Source organism: Sphingobium aquiterrae (assembly GCF_037154135.1).
GTDB classification, from domain to species: domain Bacteria; phylum Pseudomonadota; class Alphaproteobacteria; order Sphingomonadales; family Sphingomonadaceae; genus Sphingobium; species Sphingobium aquiterrae.
In genome coordinates this window covers 69406-87916 of record NZ_JBANFL010000001.1, presented here as the reverse complement: position 1 = coordinate 87916, position 18511 = coordinate 69406, and the positions used below count along the sequence as shown (strand labels likewise).

Genomic DNA, 18511 nt, shown 5'->3' with positions numbered 1-18511 from the left:
GCTTGTCAATTCTCAAATAGAAGACCGTATCGCCTGGCTCGATCCGTGATCGCTTAAGTCCGGTCCGTCGATCCAGAAATGTTCACCCGGATGCTCATGGCGTTTTCGGGAAGTCATTTTTGCGCGCTGTCTTCGGTCCACCGCTGATGGGGACAAAAGATGGATTTCGAAACCAACGCCGGACTTCAGGCACCCTCCGATCTTCAGCAATTCAGCGCGGGCGACATGCCTGCCGCCCCGGGCAAGCAATCCTTGCAGCCGCCGGTCACGCGAACCATCGCACCGGATGCGAGCGGCCATATCGTGCTGCCCGCCGGCACCGATCTGGATCTGATCCAGGTGGTCGGCCGCAATCTGGTCGTCACCCTGCCCGATGGCGAGAAGGTGCTGATCCCCGACGGCGCTATCCTGATGCCGCAGCTTGTGATCGGCGACGTGGAAGTGCCGCCGCTCAACCTTGCCGCGCTGCTGATCGGGGAGGAGCCGCAGCCGGCGGCCGGTCCGCCGCAAAGTTCGGGCGGCAATTTCGCCGCGGCCGATGGCGACATCGGCAACCCCTTTGCCCTGGGCGACCTGCTCCCCCCGACGGCACTGGCCTTCACGCAGCCCGAAGAGCGCGAGATCCTGCCGATCGCCCCCGATGAGGAGCCCAGCGTCCTCATCACCACGCCCGACCAGCCGGCCGGCGCGACGGATGCCACAGCCAATGTCACCGAAGAGGCGCTGCCCGCGCGCGGCAATGAGCCCGCCGGGTCCAACGCAGCTTCCAGCAATGAAAGCGTCAGCGGCACCATCGCCTTTGTCGCGAATGATTCGCCCGCCGTCGTCGCGATCGACGGCACCGCCGTCACCGCCATCGGCCAGACATTCACCACGGCCAATGGCGTGCTCACCATCACGTCGATCGGCGCGGGCACGATCGGCTACAGCTATACGCTGACGGATAATGTCGTCGGCCCGGCGACGCCCGAGCTGTTCACCGTCACCGTCACGGATGGCGACGGAGATGTCGCGACCGCCACCCTCACCATCGCCATTGTCGATGACAGCCCGACCGCCATCAACGATGTCGACAGCGTGGCCGAGGATGGCTCGGTGCTGGCCGACGGCAATGTGCTGACCGGCACCGGCGGCAGCGACGCCAACACCACCGACGGCGTCGCCGACGTGCAGGGCGCGGATGGCGCGCACGTCACCGGCATCGCCTTTGGCGGGGTGGCGGGCACGCTCGGCGCGCCGATCCAGGGCAGCTACGGCACCCTCACGCTCAATGCGGACGGCAGCTACAGCTATGCCCTCGACAATGAGAGCAGCCGCGTACAGGGCCTCAACGGCACCGAGACCCGGACGGAGACCTTCACCTACACCATCACCGATGGCGACGGCGACACCTCGTCCGCCACGCTGGTCATCACCGTGCGCGGCAGCGACGACCCGGCGAGTGTCACCGGCCTCGACAGCACCTCGTCCGAGCAGACGCTGTTCGAAAGCGACCTGATCGACGGCAGCCAGCCCGACGCGCCGGCACTGACCCAAAGCGGCAGCTTCCAGCTTTCCGCCCTGGACGGCATCACCACGGTGACGGTCGGCGGGCAGCCGATCTTCACCGGCAATGGCTTTGTGCCCAATGTCACGATCGCCAATGCCTATGGCACGCTGACCGTCACCGGCTTCACGCCCACGGTCGATGGCGACGGGCAGGTGACGGGCGGCACCGTGACCTACAGCTATGTGCTGAACGACAATACGCTGCTGCATGTCGGCGCGAATGCCGACAGCCTGACCGACAGCTTCGTCGTTGCGATCACCGATACGGACGGATCGACCGACAATGCCAGCCTGGACATCAGCATCGTCGACGACGTGCCGACCGCCCATGACGACAGCGCCGCGCAATCGGCCGAAAACGCGCCGATCAGCATCAATGTACTGACCAACGACGTGCCCGGCGCCGACGGCGTCGATCCGGCCAGCGGCGTCGCCCTGCTCGACGCGCCGGCCAAGGGCAGCGTCACCTATCAAGGCGGCGGCGTCTTCCTCTACACCCCGGCGCCCGGCGCCGAGGGGCAGGACAGCTTCACCTATACGATCACCGACGGCGACGGCGACCCATCGACCGCAACGGTGACGATCAGCCTGCTGGCGGATTCGACGCCGACCGTGCGCGTCACCGACCTTACCGTATCGGAAGCCGCCCTGCCGGCCGGCACCGATCCCGCCTCCGACGCGGAAACCGCCGGCGGCGCCATGACCATCGCCACGGGCGGCGACACCCTTGCCAGGGTCGAGGTGCAGGACGGCAACGGCAACTGGGTCGATGTGACGGCCGCCACCACGGCCGCGCCGGTGATTGTCGCCGGGGCCGCCGGGCAGCTTTCCGTCACGTCGGACGGTGCGGGCCATTACAGCTACAGCTATACGCTGGTCGCCAACGACCCCACCCACCCGGACACCAACCCCAATGACGGCGACGGGATCAGCGGCGGCGCCGACACGCTGCCGGGCGACAGCTTCGCCGTCCGCGTGACGGACAGCGACGGCGATGTCTCGCCCGCCGACAGCATCGACGTGACCGTGCAGGACGACGCGCCCATCGCCGCGCCGGACAGCGGCGCCGTCATCGAAGGCGCAACGCTGGTCGTGGCCGCCGACGCCGGCGTGCTCGCCAATGACAAGGCCGGCGCGGACGGCTTTGCGCCCGGCGTCGTGGGCGTGGCGGCCGGCACCGATGCGAGCAATCCGGTCAGCGGCAATGTCGGCAACGCCATTGCCGGCGACCATGGCACGCTGACGCTCAATGCCGATGGCAGCTATCGCTATGTCGCGACCGCCAACGCCATCACCGCCGATGCGCAGGACGTGTTCGTCTACACCATCCGCGACGCCGACGGCGATCTGGCGACGACGACGCTGACCATCAACCTCACCAATGTCGTTCTGAACGCGGACAACCAGACGCAGACGGTCTACGAAGCCGCGCTCGACACGATCGTTGCCGACAGCGACATCGCCGCCGGCAGCGTGACAGGCAGCGACCCGGACCTGAAGACCGAAACGGCGACCGGCACGATCAGCGTGGTCGATGCCGTGGGCTATACGCTGGTGGGATCGGCGACCGGCACCTATGGCGTGCTGTCGCTGAACGGCACGACCGGCGCCTATGTCTATACGCTGACGACCCCGTTCGACACCACGCCCGATGCGAACAACGGATCGCAGACGGAGCCGGGGGCCGAGGTCTTCACCTATCAGGCCACCGATGCCGTCGGCAACACGGTGCTGGGCACCATCACCATCGACATCGTCGATGACGTGCCGACCGCCCATGACGATGCAACCCGGACGCTGGCGGAGGATGCGGCGGCGATCGACGGCAATGTGCTGGCCAACGACATCCAGGGCGCGGACAGCGCGACGCTGACCGCCGTCACCATCGGCGGCGTCACCACCGCCATCGCGCCCGCGGGCACGACGGTCGTGTCGGGCGCCTATGGCAGCTACAGCTTCACCGCCGCCGGCGCGTGGACCTTCACGCCCGCGCCGAACCTGTCGAATGCCGACGGCGTCAATGCCGGCTTCAGCTATGTCATCACCGATGGCGACGGCGACACCTCGTCCGCGCTCCAGCCGATCACGGTGACGGACGGCGCCGGCCCGACCGCCGGCGAACCGGTCAGCCTGACCCTGGACGACCAGAACCTGCCCGGCGGCACCAGCGCCGGAAACCCGGATTTCACCAGCGCCAGCATCAGCTTCACGCCCGGATCGGACGCTATCGCCTCCATCCTGTTCGGCGATACCGGCGGGCTTGGCGGCGGCCTCACCTGGCTGCGCGTTTCGGGGACGCAGATCACCGGATCGGACGAACGCGGCGTCGTGGTGACGCTGGACCTTTCGGTCACGGGCAATGTCGCCACCGTCACCGCCACGCTGAACGACAATTACGACACGCATCCGGGCATCAATGTCGATGATCTCGCCGCGCTCGGCACGGTCGGCATCATCGCCACCGACACCGATGGCGACACCGCCACCGGCACCGCCAGCGTCGCCGTGTCGGACGACCTGCCGGTGGTGACGGGCACCCCGCCCGCCGCCAATGCCCTGACGGTCGATGAAACCGTGCTCGCCACCAATGCGCAGGCGGATTTCAGCGGGCTCTTCACGCCCGATTATCGCGCCGACGGCCCGTCCGCAACGACGCCCATCGCCTACACGCTGGACGTCAAGGCGGCCGGCATCGCTTCCGGCCTGTTCGACACCGCGACCGGCAGCGCCATCCTGCTGCGCGTCAACGGCGCCGTGGTGGAGGGTTATCTCCAGTCGCAACCCGCGACGCTGGCCTTCACCCTCTCCGTCGATGCCGGCGGCACGGTGACGCTCGACCAGCTGCGCGCCGTGATCCACACGCCCGACAGCGGGCCGGACCAGCCCGCCTTCCTCGCCGGCGCCGACCTCATCACCCTGACGGCGACGGTCACGGATGTCGATGGCGACACCGCCCACGCCACCGTCAACATCGCCGGCGCCCTGCGCTTCGAGGATGACGCGCCCGCCATCACCGCCGCCAGCGATCCTGACGCCAATGTGCTGGTGACGACGCAGGACGCGGACACCATCGGCGCGGCCAGCGACAGCGACAGCGCGAATTTCAGCAGCGCTTTCTCGGTCGCCACGTCCAGCTATGGCGCGGACGGCGCGGGCACCACGGTCTGGAGCTATGCGCTCGGCTTCGCCGGCAGCCTCGTCAACGGCGCGCCTTCGGGCCTCTCCAGCAATGGCGTGGGCATCAACCTCTTCCTCGATGGCGGCATCATCAAGGGGTCGACCGCCGCGTCGCTCGGCGGCGTGAACGCGGGGAACACGATCTTCTCCATCGCCGTGGGCAGCGGCTCGGGCATCGTCACCCTGACCCAGTTTGCAGAGATCGACCATGCCGCGCCCGGCGCGACCGGCAATTATGACAGCCAGCTCGCCAGCCTCGCCAATGATCTGGTGCTGCTGCAGGGCACGGTGACGATCACCGACAAGGATGGCGACAGCGCATCCGCCACCCAGGCCTTCGACCTTGGCGGCAATATCCGCTTTGCCGACGATGGCCCGGTGGTCGGCACGCCCGCGATCACCGGCGGCGTCACGCTGGATGAAAGCAATGCGGTGCCCAGCGGCTTCCCGATCTCGGCCACCAGCGCGACGCCCGTCGTCACCGCCAGCGTCTCCTTCGGCGCCGACGGCCCCGGCAGCGTCGCCTATGCCATCACCCGCGCCGGCAACGGCACGACGACGCTCCAGACCGCGCAGGGCGATTTCGCGATCAGCCTGGTGCAGACCAACGCCACGACGATCACCGGCGTCTATGATGGCGGCCTCACCGCCTTCACCGTCGTCATCAACGGCAACGGCACGCTGACCGTCACCCAGATGGTCGCGCTGGAGCATCTGCAGGACGGTGCGACCCCGGCGGATTTCAACGATGCCCTCACCCTTGCGGGCCTCATCAACGCGACCGTGACCGCCACCGATGGCGATCTGGACATCGCGTCGGCCACCGCCGGCATCGGCGGCGCCATCGTCTTCCTGGACGACGGCCCCTCGGTGAGCGCCAATGCGCCGGTGCAGCTGGACGACGATGCGCTGGCGGGCGGCAACCCCGGCGGCACCGGCGACGATCCCAATGCCGTGAACGTCACCGGCACGCTGCAGCATGATTATCGCGCGGACGGCGCGGGCGGGATCGCCCTGCTCGACACCGGCGCGCCCGGCGGCTTCACCTATCAGAGCAATGGCACGGTGCTGACCGTGAAGCAGGGGGCGACCACCGTCCTCACCATCACGCTCACCGACGCGACGGCCGGCACCTATACGGTGGTGCAGAACGCGCCGATCATCCATGCGGCGGGGCTGGACGAAAACAACCAGAGCTTCACCATCGCCTATCGGGTGACGGACGGCGACGGCGACACGGTCGACGGCACGCTCTCGATCAGCGTCGACGACGATACGCCGCTGGCCGCGAACGACACCGACAGCGTCACCGAGGACGGCCCCACCAGCGCCAACGGCAATGTGCTGACCGGCACCGGCTCGGACGGCAATCCGGCCGGCGCGGACTCGCTGGGCGCCGACGGCCCGGCCGTGGGCGGCGCGGTGACGGGGATCGCCGGCGGCACGATCGGCGTGGCGCATGCGGGCAGCTATGGCTCGATCACCCTCAATGCCGATGGCAGCTACAGCTATGCGCTGAACAACGCCCTGCCCGCCGTGCAGCAGCTGGACGACGGCGAGACGCTGTCCGATGTCTTCACCTACACGATCAGCGACCGCGACGGCGACACGACCACCGCCACGCTGACCATCACCATCAACGGCAGGAACGACGCGCCGGTGGTCGGCAGCGGTATCGCCATCGTCTCCGAAGAGGGGCTGGCGAGCGCCAATGCCGACGGCAGCGGCACGCCCACGGACACGACCAACAGCGCGAGCGCCGGCGGCACCATCAGCATCGCCGATGTCGATGGCGACAGCATCACGGTGACGCTGGGCGATCCCGGCGCGGTGCTGACCGCCGATGGCCTGCCCGTGACCTGGACCGGCGTCGGCACCCAGACGCTGGTCGGATCGGTCGGGCTGGTCCCGGTCATCACCGTCACCATCACCAATGGCGGCGCCTTCACGGTCACGCTGTCGCAGTCGATCGACCATCCCGCGAGCAATGCCGAGGACCTGAAGAACTTCACCGTCCCGGTGAATGTCAGCGACGGCACGGCCAATGTCGCCACCAGCATCGCGGTGACGATCGAGGATGACAGCCCCATCGCCGTCGCCGACGATCGCACCGCGGGCGAGAACGGCCCCGCCCTCAACGGCAATGTCCTCACCAACGACATGGTCGGCGCCGACACGCCCGGAGCGGTGGTCTCCATCAACGGATCGGCGATCGCGCTGGGCGGCAGCCAGACGCTCATCACCAGCTTCGGCACGCTGCAGATCTTTTCGGACGGCAGCTACAGCTACACGCCCAAGGCGTCCGTGGCGGCCGGCACGGTCGACAGCTTCACCTATGTCATGCGCGATGCCGATGGCGACACCGCGATGACGACGCTGAAGTTCACCTTCGCGGGCGACGCCAGCAAGCCGACGGCCGGCACCGCGACCGCGGCCGTCGATGACGATGGCCTTGCCGGCCACAATGCGGCCAGCACCAGCGGCGACCTGGACGCCAATGCCGGCGACCTGGATGGCCCCGCCTCGAGCGAGGCGAGCTTCACCGGCATCCTGCCGCATGATTTCGGGCTGGACGGGGCGGGCAGCATCAGCTTCGCCGCGCTCGACACCCAGACCGCGACCGTCGGCACGGACACCGTGCGCTACAGCTGGAACGGCGCCACCAACACGCTCACCGCCACGATCGTCACCGTGGGCGGGCGCGGCACCGACCTGTTCAAGGTCGTCGTCAATCCGCTGACCGGCCAATATACGGTGACATTGCTGGACAATGTGCTGCACGCAGCGGGCGGCGCGGAAAATGACGCATCGGTCAACCTCGCCTATCTGGTGACGGACAGCGACTATAACGCCACGACCAGTCCGGGATCGTCGGCCACCGGCACGCTCACCATCACCTTCGATGACGACATGCCCAGCGCCTTCGCGCCCCAGTCGGGCGCCGTGGCGAACACCGACAGCCCGGCAACGCCGTTCAACCTCAATTTCGCCAATGCGGTGGGCGCCGACGGCCTGGGCGATGTCGTCTTCAGCTTCACCAACGGGACGGCGGCGCTGGATGCCAATGGCGCCACCCTGCGCCTGGCCGGGGAACAGCTGTTCCTGTTCGGCACCGGCACCAATGTGCTGACGGCGATGACCGCGGACGGCGACATCGGCTACACCATCACCATCAATCCGGGCGCCGACACCTATGTCGTCGACCTCCACGGCACGATCACCAACGGCAGCGAGATTTCCGTCAGCAACCTGACGAGCGCGGCGGCCGGCAACAGCGATTATCGCGGCATCGGCGTCAACACGACCGATGCGATCGACGTCCTCCTCTCGGGTCGCAGCGCCGATGGGACACGGGGGAGCGTCAACACCGACAGCGACTCCATCGGCATCGACAACCAGTCGATGAACCCGAACGAAGCGGCCCGCATCGATCTGGTGAAGGGCCTGACGAGCAATGCCGGCCAGCCCACCGGCTTTGCCTATACCGACCATCAGGAAGTGGCGAGCTTCGAACAGGTCATCGCGCAGGTCGGCGGCGCGCCGGGCAACACCGCATCCATCAAGGTCACGGCGATCAACGCCGACAATGACCAGGATTTCAGCTATTCCTCCACCAGCGCCGAAGCCGGCGAGAGCTTCGTCGCGATCAACAAGGTGGTCGTCACCGACGCCAGCAGCGGCCTTGTCTACACCTTCACCAGCAGCGGCACGCAGGCCGGTTTCACCGTCACCTTCGCGTCGGGCAGCGCCAGCATCACCGGCCTTGCGGTCAATGACAGCTACGAAATCTCCGGCGCATCCCCGTTCGACGCGGTGCTGGTGGAGGCGCTGAACGGCTCCAATCCCTTCGATCTTGGGGTCTTCTCGGTCGTCACGATCAACAGCGGCGATCCCATCAACCTCAGCTACAGCGTGATCGGCAGCGATGCGGACAGCGACAGCGTGACCGTCAACAACGCCATCAACCTCACGCTGAACCCGGTGACGCCGCCCGTCGCGATCGACCTGGACGGCAATGGGCTGCAATTTCTCAGCCTGTCCGCGGGTGTCCAGCATGATTATGGCTCCGGCCTCGTCGCGACCGCATGGGTGGCGCCCGAAGACGGCCTGCTCGCCCATCAGACCGGCGACGGCAGCTATGACATCGTCTTCACCGACGATGCCGCCGGCGCCACCACCGACCTTCAGGGGCTCGCCCTTGCCTATGACAGCAATGGCGACGGCGCGCTGACCAGCAGCGACACCGCCTTTGCAAGCTTCGGCGTCTGGCAGGATGCCAACAGCAACGGCGTGGTCGACGCAGGCGAATTCACCAGCCTGACGGCCGCCGGCATTGCCGCCATCGCGCTGACATCGGACGGCAAATCCTATGTCGACGCCAGCGGCGACACGGTGGTTCTGGGCACCGGCAGCTTCACCCGGGCGGACGGGACGACGGGCGTCATTGGCGATGTGGTCTTCACCACCACGAAGATCGCCGCCAATGACGACCGCGCCACCAGCAGCGCCAACAGTGCCGCCAACAGCGCCCTGGCCGGCCTCAACCAGGCACTGGTCGCCGCCAGCCTCGTCGCGACGGCCGCCGCCGCGCCGGCCGTGCTGCAGGCGATCGCGCCCGATGCCCATGCCGCCACAGCCCTTGCCGGCGATGTGCCGCCATGGATGGCCCAGGCCGCGCCGACATTCGCCCCGCTGGCGAAGGCGGACACGCCGCCCGCCCATGACGGGCTGGACAGGCCCGAGCCGGCGCATGGCGCGACGAAGGCGCCGGACATCCATCACGGCTTTGAAGACGGCGCCCGCCCGGCTTCCACGGACAGGGTCGAACCCGACCATGCGCCGTCCGGCCAGGCCCCCGCGCCAGCGGACATGCATGTCGACCAGCACCCGCTGCTCGCGCAGGGCGCACCGGCGCTGTCGGTGGACGGGGCGGCGCTCATGCTCGCGGCCAGCATCGCCGGGCAGGCACCGCAGGCCCAGCAGGCAACGACCCCCGAGCAACTGGCGCAGACCATAGCCGAGGCGCTGGGCCGGCATGACGGCCCGGACCTGAGCGCGCTGCTGGATGCGCTGCCGCACGGGAAGGACGTTGCCATCGCCCATCTCGATGCGGCGGGGCCGGCCGCCGGCGACAGCGGGCATCTGGCCGCGATGATGGGTGCGTCGCACGGCTTCGACATGGCGATGGCCGCCCACGACGCAATGGTGGCCGCCCATGCCTGAACCGGAAGGATCGCGAGACACCTCAAAAGGTGCCGAACAGGGAGAGCAGGAATGAACACGCAACGCACATCCACCGCCGCGGCCATCTGCCTGATGGCGGGCATGGCCACCGCGCCGGCGATGGCCGCCCCGGTCTCCGCGCTGATGGATATGGACCAGGGCACGCTTCGAAGCGAATTGCAGAGCCGCTATGACCGCGCCGTCGCCGCCGTGGCGGACCACAGCGTGCAGGCGGCATCGGACAGCCGCTTCACCTGGGCGGTCGAAGCCAAGAACCAGTGCGGCATCGCGCTCGGCTTCCTGAAATCGAACACGCGGGACATGAACAGCATCAACAAATGCGACGCGGCCATCGCCCATCTCACGGCGCCGCCCCCGCCCCCGCCGCCTGCCGCCGGGCCTCCGGCCGGATGCATGACCGCGCCGGTCGTCTCGATCTTCTTCGACTGGAACATGGACAACCCGCTGCCCGAGGGCACCGAAACGATCAACAGCATCGCCCGCGATGCCGCATCCTGCGGATGGACGCGCTTCTCCGTCGTCGGCTTCACCGACACGTCGGGCACCAACATCTACAATGACGGGCTGTCCGTCCGCCGCGCCCGCAATGTCGCGAGCCAGCTGGAACAGGCCGGCATCGCCAGCACCGCGATCGCCACCGAGGGGCGGGGCGAAACCCAGCTCAAGATCGAAACGCAGGACGGGGTTCGCGAACCGATGAACCGTCGCGTCGAAGTCACCGCCATGAGTGGTCAATAAGACAACAGGAGAGGACAGGACCATGGACATGCGCAAGACATGCGTCAGCCTGATCGCACTAGCCGCCGCCACGATGATAACCGCGGCCAACGCCCAGACTACCGATCTGCACAATGCGATCGTCGCTGCGATCGACAGCCACCCGGAAATCAACCAGGCGATCCAGAACAAGCAGGCGATCGAGTTCGAGCGGGAGCAGGCCCAGGGGCTTTACCTGCCGCGCGTCAGCGTGGAGGGATCGGCCGGCATCCGGCGGCTGGAGAACAACACCCGCCGCACGCTGGGGATCGGCGACCAGACGCTGTATCCGGCCGAAGCCAATGCCGTCATCGAGCAGACGATCTTCGATTCGGGCTATCGCGCCTCTGAAAAGCGGCGGCAGGCGGCACGCACCGACGGCGCCGCGCTCCGCATCGAGGAACGCTCCGAATTCATCGCCCTCAACGTGACCCGGCAATATCTGGACTACATGCTGCAACAGCGGATCGTCGCCGCTTCGGAAGACAATATCGCCTTCCACCAGAAGTTGCTGGGCGATCTGGGCGAAGGCGTGCGGCAGGGCTCGATCAGCATCGCCGACCAGCAGCAGGCCGAGGAACGGCTGCAATCCGCGCGCGTGCGCAAGAGCGAGGCGGAGCAGGACCTGACCAATGCCGCCATCAGCTTCCGCACGCTGACCGGGCTCTCCATCGACCAGGTGCAGATGCCCGATCCGGTGACGGCGGCCGTGCCCCCGACGCTGGACGACGCCATCGCCGCCGCGCGGATCGGCAACCCCAAGGTACGTGAGGCCGAGGCCGATGTGCAGGCCGCCCATGCGGTGGTCGGCGAAGCGCGGTCGGACCTTGGCCCGAAGGTGACGCTGGAAGGCCGTGGCCGCATCGGCGACGATGTCGATGGCTTCCGGGGCAGCACCAATGATGTGCAGGGCCGGGTGGTCGTGCGCTGGCAGCTGTTCGACGGCGGCATCAATCGCGCCAAGGTGCAGGAGATGACGCGCCGCGCCAGCGAGGCCCGCTTCCTGCTCAGCCAGCGCCAGCGCGAGGCCGAGGAGGATGTCCGCACCGCGTGGAACCGCTGGGATACCGAAAAGAAGCGGATCGTGGACCTTGAGCGGCAGGGCCAGGTGTCCGACGCGCTGCTGGTGTCCTATCGCGAGCAATTCAATGTCGGCCGGCGCTCGCTGCTCGACGTGCTCGATTCCCAGAACACCCGCTACAACACCCAGATCCGTAGCGAAACGGCCCGGTTTTCTGAGATTTTCGCGCAATATCAAATCCTTGCGGCAGACAACAAACTGCTCGACACGCTCGGCATCGCGCCACCCTCCGACAGCGAGGCCACGGCGCGGGCGCGGTTCAAGGTCGATGACCTGCCCCCCGCGGAGCTGATGCGCCGACGCAACCCGCAATGATGCTGCGACCCGGAAAACCCGCGAGGTGAATGACATGCTGGATCGCAGCACCACGGCGAGCCTGGAGGAATGGCTCGACCAGGAGCCCGACCATGGGGACGATCTGCTCGCCTGCATCGCGCTGATCGCCCGCCATTTCGACAAGTCGGCGGGCATTGTCGGCCTGCGCGCCGGCCTTGCGCTGGACGATCGCGGCTTCCTGCCCTTCCATCAGGCGGAATCCGCGCTCGACCAGCTGGGGCTGCTCTCCGATCATGTGCGCGGCAAGCTCAAATCATGGCGGCGGACCGACCTGCCCGCCATCCTGCCGCTGCGCGATGGGCGCCATGTGCTGCTGCTGGACGTCAATGGCGGCGACCTGCTGGTCCACAGGCCCGGCGCACTGGCGCCGGCATGGATCGACAGCAGCGTCTTTGCCGACCGCTTCGCGGGCGAGGCGCTGGTCGTCATGGCCGACCATGGCCGCGAGCGCGCCGAGGAACGGCCATGGGACGAGCGCGCCCGCCGCCACTGGTTCTGGCGGGAGGTCTGGCGGATGCGCCGGGCCTTCGGCTTCGTCGTCCTCGCTGCCGGGATCATCAACCTGCTCGCCTTCGCGCTGCCGCTGTTCACGATGAACGTCTATGACCGGATCATCCCGAACAAGGCGGCGGCCAGCCTGTGGGTGCTCGCCATCGGCGTGCTGCTCGCCTTTTCGCTCGACTTCGCGCTGCGCCTTGCCCGCGCCCGGCTGATCGACGAATCCGGCCGCGAGATCGACGAGCGCCTGTCCCAGCGCCTGTTCGAAAAGGTGATGAACATCCCCCTGTCCCACCGCGAGGGCAGCACAGGCGCGCTTGCCCGCCGCGTCTCGGAATTCGAGACGGTGCGGGAATTCTTCACCTCGACCACCGTCGTCCTGATGGTCGACATGGCCTTTCTGGTGGTGTTCGTGGCGCTCATCACCTTTCTGGGCGGCTGGCTGGCGCTGGTGCCGGTCGTCGCGATGGCCGTCATGGCCAGCGCGGGCTACATGCTCCAGCGCAGCATGGCGCAGGTGTCGCGCGATGCGCAAGCCGACGCCAGCCTGCAGGGCTCCGTGCTGGTCGAAGCCATTGGCGGCATGGAAACGCTCAAGGCCTGCCGCGCCGAAGGGCGGATGCTCGCGCGCTGGCGCCGCTACGCGCAGATGAGCGCGGCCACGCAGGAAAAGCTGCGCCGGCTCAGCGCCACCAGCGTCACCCTGGCCGCCCTGTGCCAGCAGGTGACGAGCATCAGCCTGGTGATCGGCGGCTTCTACATGTTCTCCGCCGGGCAGATCACCATGGGCGCGATCATCGCCATCGTCATGCTGGCCGGGCGCTCGCTCGCACCGGTGGGGCAGCTGGCCTTCGTCATCGTCCGCGCGCGGCAGGCGATGACCACGCTGGAAAGCCTGCAGACGCTGATCGACCGCCCCGACGAACGCCATGACGGCGTGCGCAGCATCGTGCCCGAAATCCGCGAAGGCACCATCACCACGCAGGGGCTCTCGTTCAGCTATCCCGGCGCCAGCCAGCCGTCGCTGCGGGAACTGAACCTGCGGATCACGCCCGGCGAGCGGATCGGCATCATCGGGCGGGTCGCGTCGGGCAAGTCCACGCTGGGCCGGGTGCTGTGCGGCCTCTATGCGCCCACCGGCGGCGCGATGCTGGTGGACGAGATCGACAGCCGCCAGCATCACCCGCACGAACTGCGCGCCGCCTTCCGCTATGTCGGGCAGGATTCGCAACTGTTCAGCGGATCGATCCGCGAAAACCTGCTGCTGGGCGCCCGCGAGGCGGACGACGCGAAGCTGATCGATGCGCTGCGGCGGTCGGGCGCGGACCGGATGTTCGGCCGCGACGCCGCCGGCTTCGACCTCCATATCGGCGAGCGCGGCAGCCGCCTGTCGGGCGGGCAGCGCAGTTTCCTAGTGCTCGCCCGCGCGCTGGTCGAACCCTGCCGCCTGCTGTTCCTGGACGAGCCGACCGGCGCGATGGACAGCCAGACCGAGGCGATGTTCATCCAGCATCTGGGCAGCGCGCTGGAAAGGGACCAGACGCTGGTCGTTTCCACCCACCGCCATGCGCTGCTGAACTTGGTCGACCGCGTCATCGTCATCGATCAGGGCCGGATCATCGCGGATGGCCCGCGCGATCTGGTCGTCAGCCTGTTGCAGCAGCAGGCGATGGAGAAGACGGAAGCAAAAGCCGGGGAGAAGGCCGCGGAGACGGCCGGATGATCGCGCGGCCGCCTTTCGCATGGCAGGCCGGCATAAGCGGGCTGGCCGCGCTGTCCTGCGCGACCGGGCTGACGCTCGCCCTGCTGAACGGCGGCCGCCCGGTCGATCCCCCCGCCACCGCCCGGCCCGCCGCATCGCCGAAGGCGGTCATCCCGCCCCAATATCGCGCGCTCGTCGCCATGACGACAATCGCCGACAGCAGCGCGCCGGAGGGCAGGGACGCCCGGAAAGAGAATGACGCCCTACCCTTCTCGCACAACCGGGTGGCGGCGATCGCACCCTTCATGGCGCTCGGCCCGACGGGGTCGAACCACGACCGCGCGCTGCAATGCCTGACGCAGGCCGTCTATTATGAGGCCGGATACGAACCCGAAGCCGGGCGCCGCGCCGTCGCCCAGGTCGTGCTCAACCGCGTGCGCCACCCCGCCTTCGCCAAATCGGTCTGCGGCGTCGTCTATCAGGGGTTCCAGGCGCCCGGTTGCCAGTTCAGTTTCACCTGCGACGGCTCGCTCGCTCGCCGTCCCGCGCCACAGGCATGGGCGGAGGCGCGACGGATCGCGGCGGAGGCGCTGGCCGGCGCGGTCTACGCCCCGGTGGGCACGGCGACCCATTATCATGCCGATTATGTCTTCCCGCGCTGGGCGCCCTATCTGTCGAAGCTGGCGAAGATCGGCGCGCATATCTTCTATCGCTGGCCGGGCAGCTGGGGCCTGCCCAATGCCTTTCTCGCCCGCTATGTCGGCGGCGAATATGTGCCGGCCGTGGACCTTTCCCGCTTCGCCGCGCTCCCCTCGTCGCAGATCGCCTATCCCGCCGTCGCCGCCCTGCCCGAACGCCGGGCGGACAACGACCTTGGCGGCCGGCTCGACCCGACAAAGGGCTGGACGCTCGCCATTCCCGACCCGGCCCAGACGCATGGATCGCTGAGCGGCATCCTGGCCCGGCAGGGCGATGCCCCATCCCCGTCCACACCCGCCGCGACACCGACCACCCGCCTCGCCTCGGCGGACGAAAGCCATCAGGAGAAACACCCATGATCGCCCGCTGGACCCGCTGGGTCCGCACGCAATCCGGCAGCCGACAGATCATCCTTTTCAGCGCGGGGGGCATGCTGCTGTTCCTGCTGTGGGCCAGCCTCGCCACGGTCGACGAAGTGACGCACGGGCAGGGGCGCGTCATCCCCTCCAGCAAGGCGCAGGTGATCCAGAGCGCCGAGCCGACGACGATCAAGGAAATCCTGGTGCGCTCCGGCCAGAAGGTGCGCCGGGACCAGTTGCTGGTGCGCCTGGACGACGCGATCCTGGGCTCCGAACTGGGGCAGTTGCAGGCCGAGACGCGGTCGCTTTCCGCCCGCGCCGGGCGTCTTGGGATGGAGGGCACCGGGTCCGGCGCGATCTGCGCCGCCACCGCCGATGGCACGATCGCGCCCGAATGCCGGCAGGAACAGGCGCTGGCGCAGGTGCGCGAATCGACCTTGCGCAGCCGGCAGGCGGCACTCGCCGCCGCCGTCGACCAACGCAGCCGGGAAATGGCGGAGGCGCAGGCCACCATCCAGAGCCTGGAGGGCAGCGCGCAGCTCGCCCAGCGTCAGGTCGACATGCTGGAACCGCTCGCCGCCAAATCCGTGGTGCCGCAGACCGACCTGCTCACCGCCCGGCGCGAACTGAACGACACGCAGGGCCGCCTTGCCGCCGCGCGCCAGCAATCCTCGCGCGCCGCCGCCGCGATCCGCGAGGCGCAGGCCCAGCGGTCGGAGGCCAGTTTCCAGTTCCGGCAGGATGCGCTGAACGAACGCAGCGAATTGCAGGCGAAGATCGCCGTCAACAGCGAATCCCTGCGCGGCGCGAAGGGCCGGGCCGAGCGCGCCGAAATCCGCTCGCCCGTGGATGGCCTTGTCAACGACGTGCAGGTGACGACCATCGGCGGTTTCGTCAGCCCCGGACAGAAGATCATGCAGGTGGTGCCGATCGGCGAGAAACTGCTGGTGGAAGCGCGGGTGCGCCCCAGCGACATCGCCTTCATCAAGGCCGGCGACCATGCGGTGGTGAAAGTGACCGCCTATGATTTCTCCATCTATGGCGGCCTGTCGGGCACGGTGCAGCAGATTTCGGCCGACAGCGTCTATGACGAGACGACCAAGGAAGCCTATTTCACCGTCGTCGTGGAGACCGACCGCTCCTATCTGACCTCCGGCACCCGGCGCCTGCCGATCACGCCGGGCATGGTCTGCGACGTGGAAGTGCTGACGGGGCGCAAGACCATCCTCGCCTATCTGCTCAAGCCGGTAATGAAGGCGCGGTCGGAGGCATTGCGCGAACGATAGAATATCCTGCGATAGATGGGGATAGCTGGATGGCTGCCCCCGTTCGCCTCCGGATCAGGTCCGGGGCAGGCTCCGGGCCTGTCGAAGCGCGAAAGCCGTCACGTGCCTGCTTTCGACCTGAGCGCCTGCCAGAGGGCCGTCCTTAGGCTCGGCCCGAACGGGTTGGATTGAACGCCCGATGCTGTAGCGACGAGCGACCGGCGGGGACGTGCGATTATCGCAGGGCAGCGAACCGGCGCCCTTCGGCCGGCACGGTGCTGGCAACCCGATAGCCATGCATCCAGCGGCCCGCCGCGCCGAAGGTGATGATCGGCCGATAATCGGACGCCGCCATGGCCGAGGCCAGCCGGTCGGTCATATTGTCGAGGATCACCGCCTGCCCGTCCACGCGGGCGACCAGCACGGCATGGTCGGCGCGGCGCACCAGATCCCGCGCGATCACCAGGAACAGCGCCCGGCGATCAAAGCCCATCGCTTCGAGCAGGCGCATCTTGGCGATCGCATAATCCTCGCAATCGCCCGTGCCGCGCGACAGCGCACTGGCCGCGGTGGACCATTGGTCGGCGACACCGGCGGCGCGGATGTCGTCTACGAAACGCAGCCGCCCATTGACCCAGCGGTTGACGGCATCGACCTGTTGCCGGGGCGCAAGGCCGCGCCCACCCTCGACCAGCGTCCGCCACACGCCATTGCGCGGCAGCGCCGCCGCGACGCTCGCCCATTTCCGGTCGAGCGGCGTATGGCTGATCGGCAGGGCATTGCTGCCGAAGAAATCGACCGGCCCGGCCAGCACCGCCGGCGCGGAGCGGACGAAGGGCGCCTGCGGATCGGCGCGATCGGCCATCGGAGCGCGGCAGTCCACATCCCCGTCGGCCCCCTGGGCGGCGGGCGCGACGCGCAGGAACATGCGCAGCGTCTCCGGCACGATCGAGGGCGCATCGCCATGGAACAGGGCCGGCGCGGCCGGCGGCAGATAGCGCGCCCAGACCGACAGCCGGTCGCCAAAGGATCGGCCCGCCAATGCCGAGACGACGATCTCCGGCCCGGCCGAGGGTTCAGGGGTGATGGCGAAAGCGGGCGGCGTGTCGGTAGACTGCCGGGCGCTCACCTGGCTGAGGCGGCTGGGCCGGCCACCGAGCAACGCGTCGGCGATCCGGGTTCCGCCGCTCGACGCCCCCGCCATCGGCCCGGCGCAGGGCGTGATGGTCAGGGACTGGGCGGTCAGGGACTGGGCGGCGGCCGCCGTCGAAAAGACGCTGGCGGCGGCAAGGGTCAATCCCGCCGCAACGGCGCAACCGCGCGCGCGAAGGCCGGATAGGGGATGAGCGACATACCGCATGTCGCGCAATATCCGGGGTCAAGGATAAGATTCTGGTCAGCCAACATGGTTAACCATGCTTTACCCGACGGCATGGCCCCGCCAGATCCCCGCAGCATGACGGTGCCGGTCATAATGGCCCCGGAATGGCTGCCATTTTTTGAGAAGCGATCCTGCGGATGAACGGCCGGTACGGCGAGACACAGGCAGGAGGCAAGGCAGAGCGAAAGCATTTTCCAGTCAGATGGAAATGCAGTTCGGCGCAGCCAATCCCCTGACGGTTCGGGAAAATGCCACACATAAAAGCCGGGAGCGGTTGATCCGGCGCGATCGGATCGCAAACCCCTCCGATCCCGGAAATCGAAGGTCACGCGTGGATGGTGCATCCATATCGCCGGAGGCGCCACAAACCGGGCGGTGGTGGGCGATGACAGGCTCGAACTGCCGACATCCTCGGTGTAAACGAGGCGCTCTACCAACTGAGCTAATCGCCCCCTTGCGGGATAG

At 68.1% G+C, this 18511-nt stretch carries 8 protein-coding genes and 1 tRNA gene; 6 read left to right on the top strand and 3 right to left on the bottom strand.

Translation table 11 applies throughout. The annotated features are described in order from the left end of the window. Nucleotides 1-159: 159 nt before the first annotated feature. The 6 genes from WFP78_RS00370 to WFP78_RS00345 are packed head-to-tail and all read left to right on the top strand — an operon-like array spanning nt 160 to nt 16686. Complete coding sequence (locus tag WFP78_RS00370) at nt 160-9948, top strand: beta strand repeat-containing protein (protein ID WP_336957775.1); 9789 nt, start codon at nt 160-162, stop codon at nt 9946-9948. A gap of 51 nt (nt 9949-9999) precedes the next feature. Next, nucleotides 10000-10707, top strand: coding sequence for an OmpA family protein (locus WFP78_RS00365; RefSeq protein WP_336957774.1), 708 nt, complete (start codon nt 10000-10002; stop codon nt 10705-10707). A gap of 28 nt (nt 10708-10735) precedes the next feature. After that, complete coding sequence (locus WFP78_RS00360) at nt 10736-12121, top strand: TolC family protein (RefSeq protein WP_336957773.1); 1386 nt, start codon at nt 10736-10738, stop codon at nt 12119-12121. Nucleotides 12122-12155: 34 nt separating this feature from the next. Continuing rightward, complete coding sequence (locus WFP78_RS00355; RefSeq protein WP_336957772.1) at nt 12156-14363, top strand: type I secretion system permease/ATPase; 2208 nt, start codon at nt 12156-12158, stop codon at nt 14361-14363. Continuing rightward, a complete protein-coding gene (locus WFP78_RS00350; RefSeq protein ID WP_336957771.1) occupies nt 14360-15400 on the top strand; it encodes a cell wall hydrolase in 1041 nt (346 codons plus the stop codon). Before WFP78_RS00355 ends, WFP78_RS00350 begins: the two co-directional genes overlap by 4 nt. Beyond that, nucleotides 15397-16686: an HlyD family type I secretion periplasmic adaptor subunit gene (locus tag WFP78_RS00345; protein ID WP_336957770.1), complete on the top strand. Its 1290-nt coding sequence runs from the start codon at nt 15397-15399 to the stop codon at nt 16684-16686. Before WFP78_RS00350 ends, WFP78_RS00345 begins: the two co-directional genes overlap by 4 nt. A gap of 214 nt (nt 16687-16900) precedes the next feature. Here WFP78_RS00345 and WFP78_RS00340 read toward each other — a convergent pair whose 3' ends face one another. The 3 genes from WFP78_RS00340 to WFP78_RS00330 form a co-directional block, all read right to left on the bottom strand. Beyond that, nucleotides 16901-17962: a transglutaminase-like cysteine peptidase gene (locus WFP78_RS00340; RefSeq protein WP_336957769.1), complete on the bottom strand. Its 1062-nt coding sequence runs from the start codon at nt 17960-17962 to the stop codon at nt 16901-16903. After that, on the bottom strand, nt 17959-18375 hold the full coding sequence (locus WFP78_RS00335) for a hypothetical protein (protein WP_336957768.1): 417 nt from the start codon (nt 18373-18375) through the stop codon (nt 17959-17961). Before WFP78_RS00335 ends, WFP78_RS00340 begins: the two co-directional genes overlap by 4 nt. A gap of 47 nt (nt 18376-18422) precedes the next feature. Continuing rightward, nucleotides 18423-18498: transfer RNA gene (locus WFP78_RS00330), tRNA-Val, on the bottom strand. Between the last annotated feature and the right edge of the window lie 13 nt (nt 18499-18511).

Coding starts and splice junctions, on each gene's coding strand:
- WFP78_RS00370 (WP_336957775.1), top strand. CDS start 160: ATGGATTTCGAAACCAACGCCGGACTTCAGGCACCCTCCGATCTTCAG.
- WFP78_RS00365 (WP_336957774.1), top strand. CDS start 10,000: ATGAACACGCAACGCACATCCACCGCCGCGGCCATCTGCCTGATGGCG.
- WFP78_RS00360 (WP_336957773.1), top strand. CDS start 10,736: ATGCGCAAGACATGCGTCAGCCTGATCGCACTAGCCGCCGCCACGATG.
- WFP78_RS00355 (WP_336957772.1), top strand. CDS start 12,156: ATGCTGGATCGCAGCACCACGGCGAGCCTGGAGGAATGGCTCGACCAG.
- WFP78_RS00350 (WP_336957771.1), top strand. CDS start 14,360: ATGATCGCGCGGCCGCCTTTCGCATGGCAGGCCGGCATAAGCGGGCTG.
- WFP78_RS00345 (WP_336957770.1), top strand. CDS start 15,397: ATGATCGCCCGCTGGACCCGCTGGGTCCGCACGCAATCCGGCAGCCGA.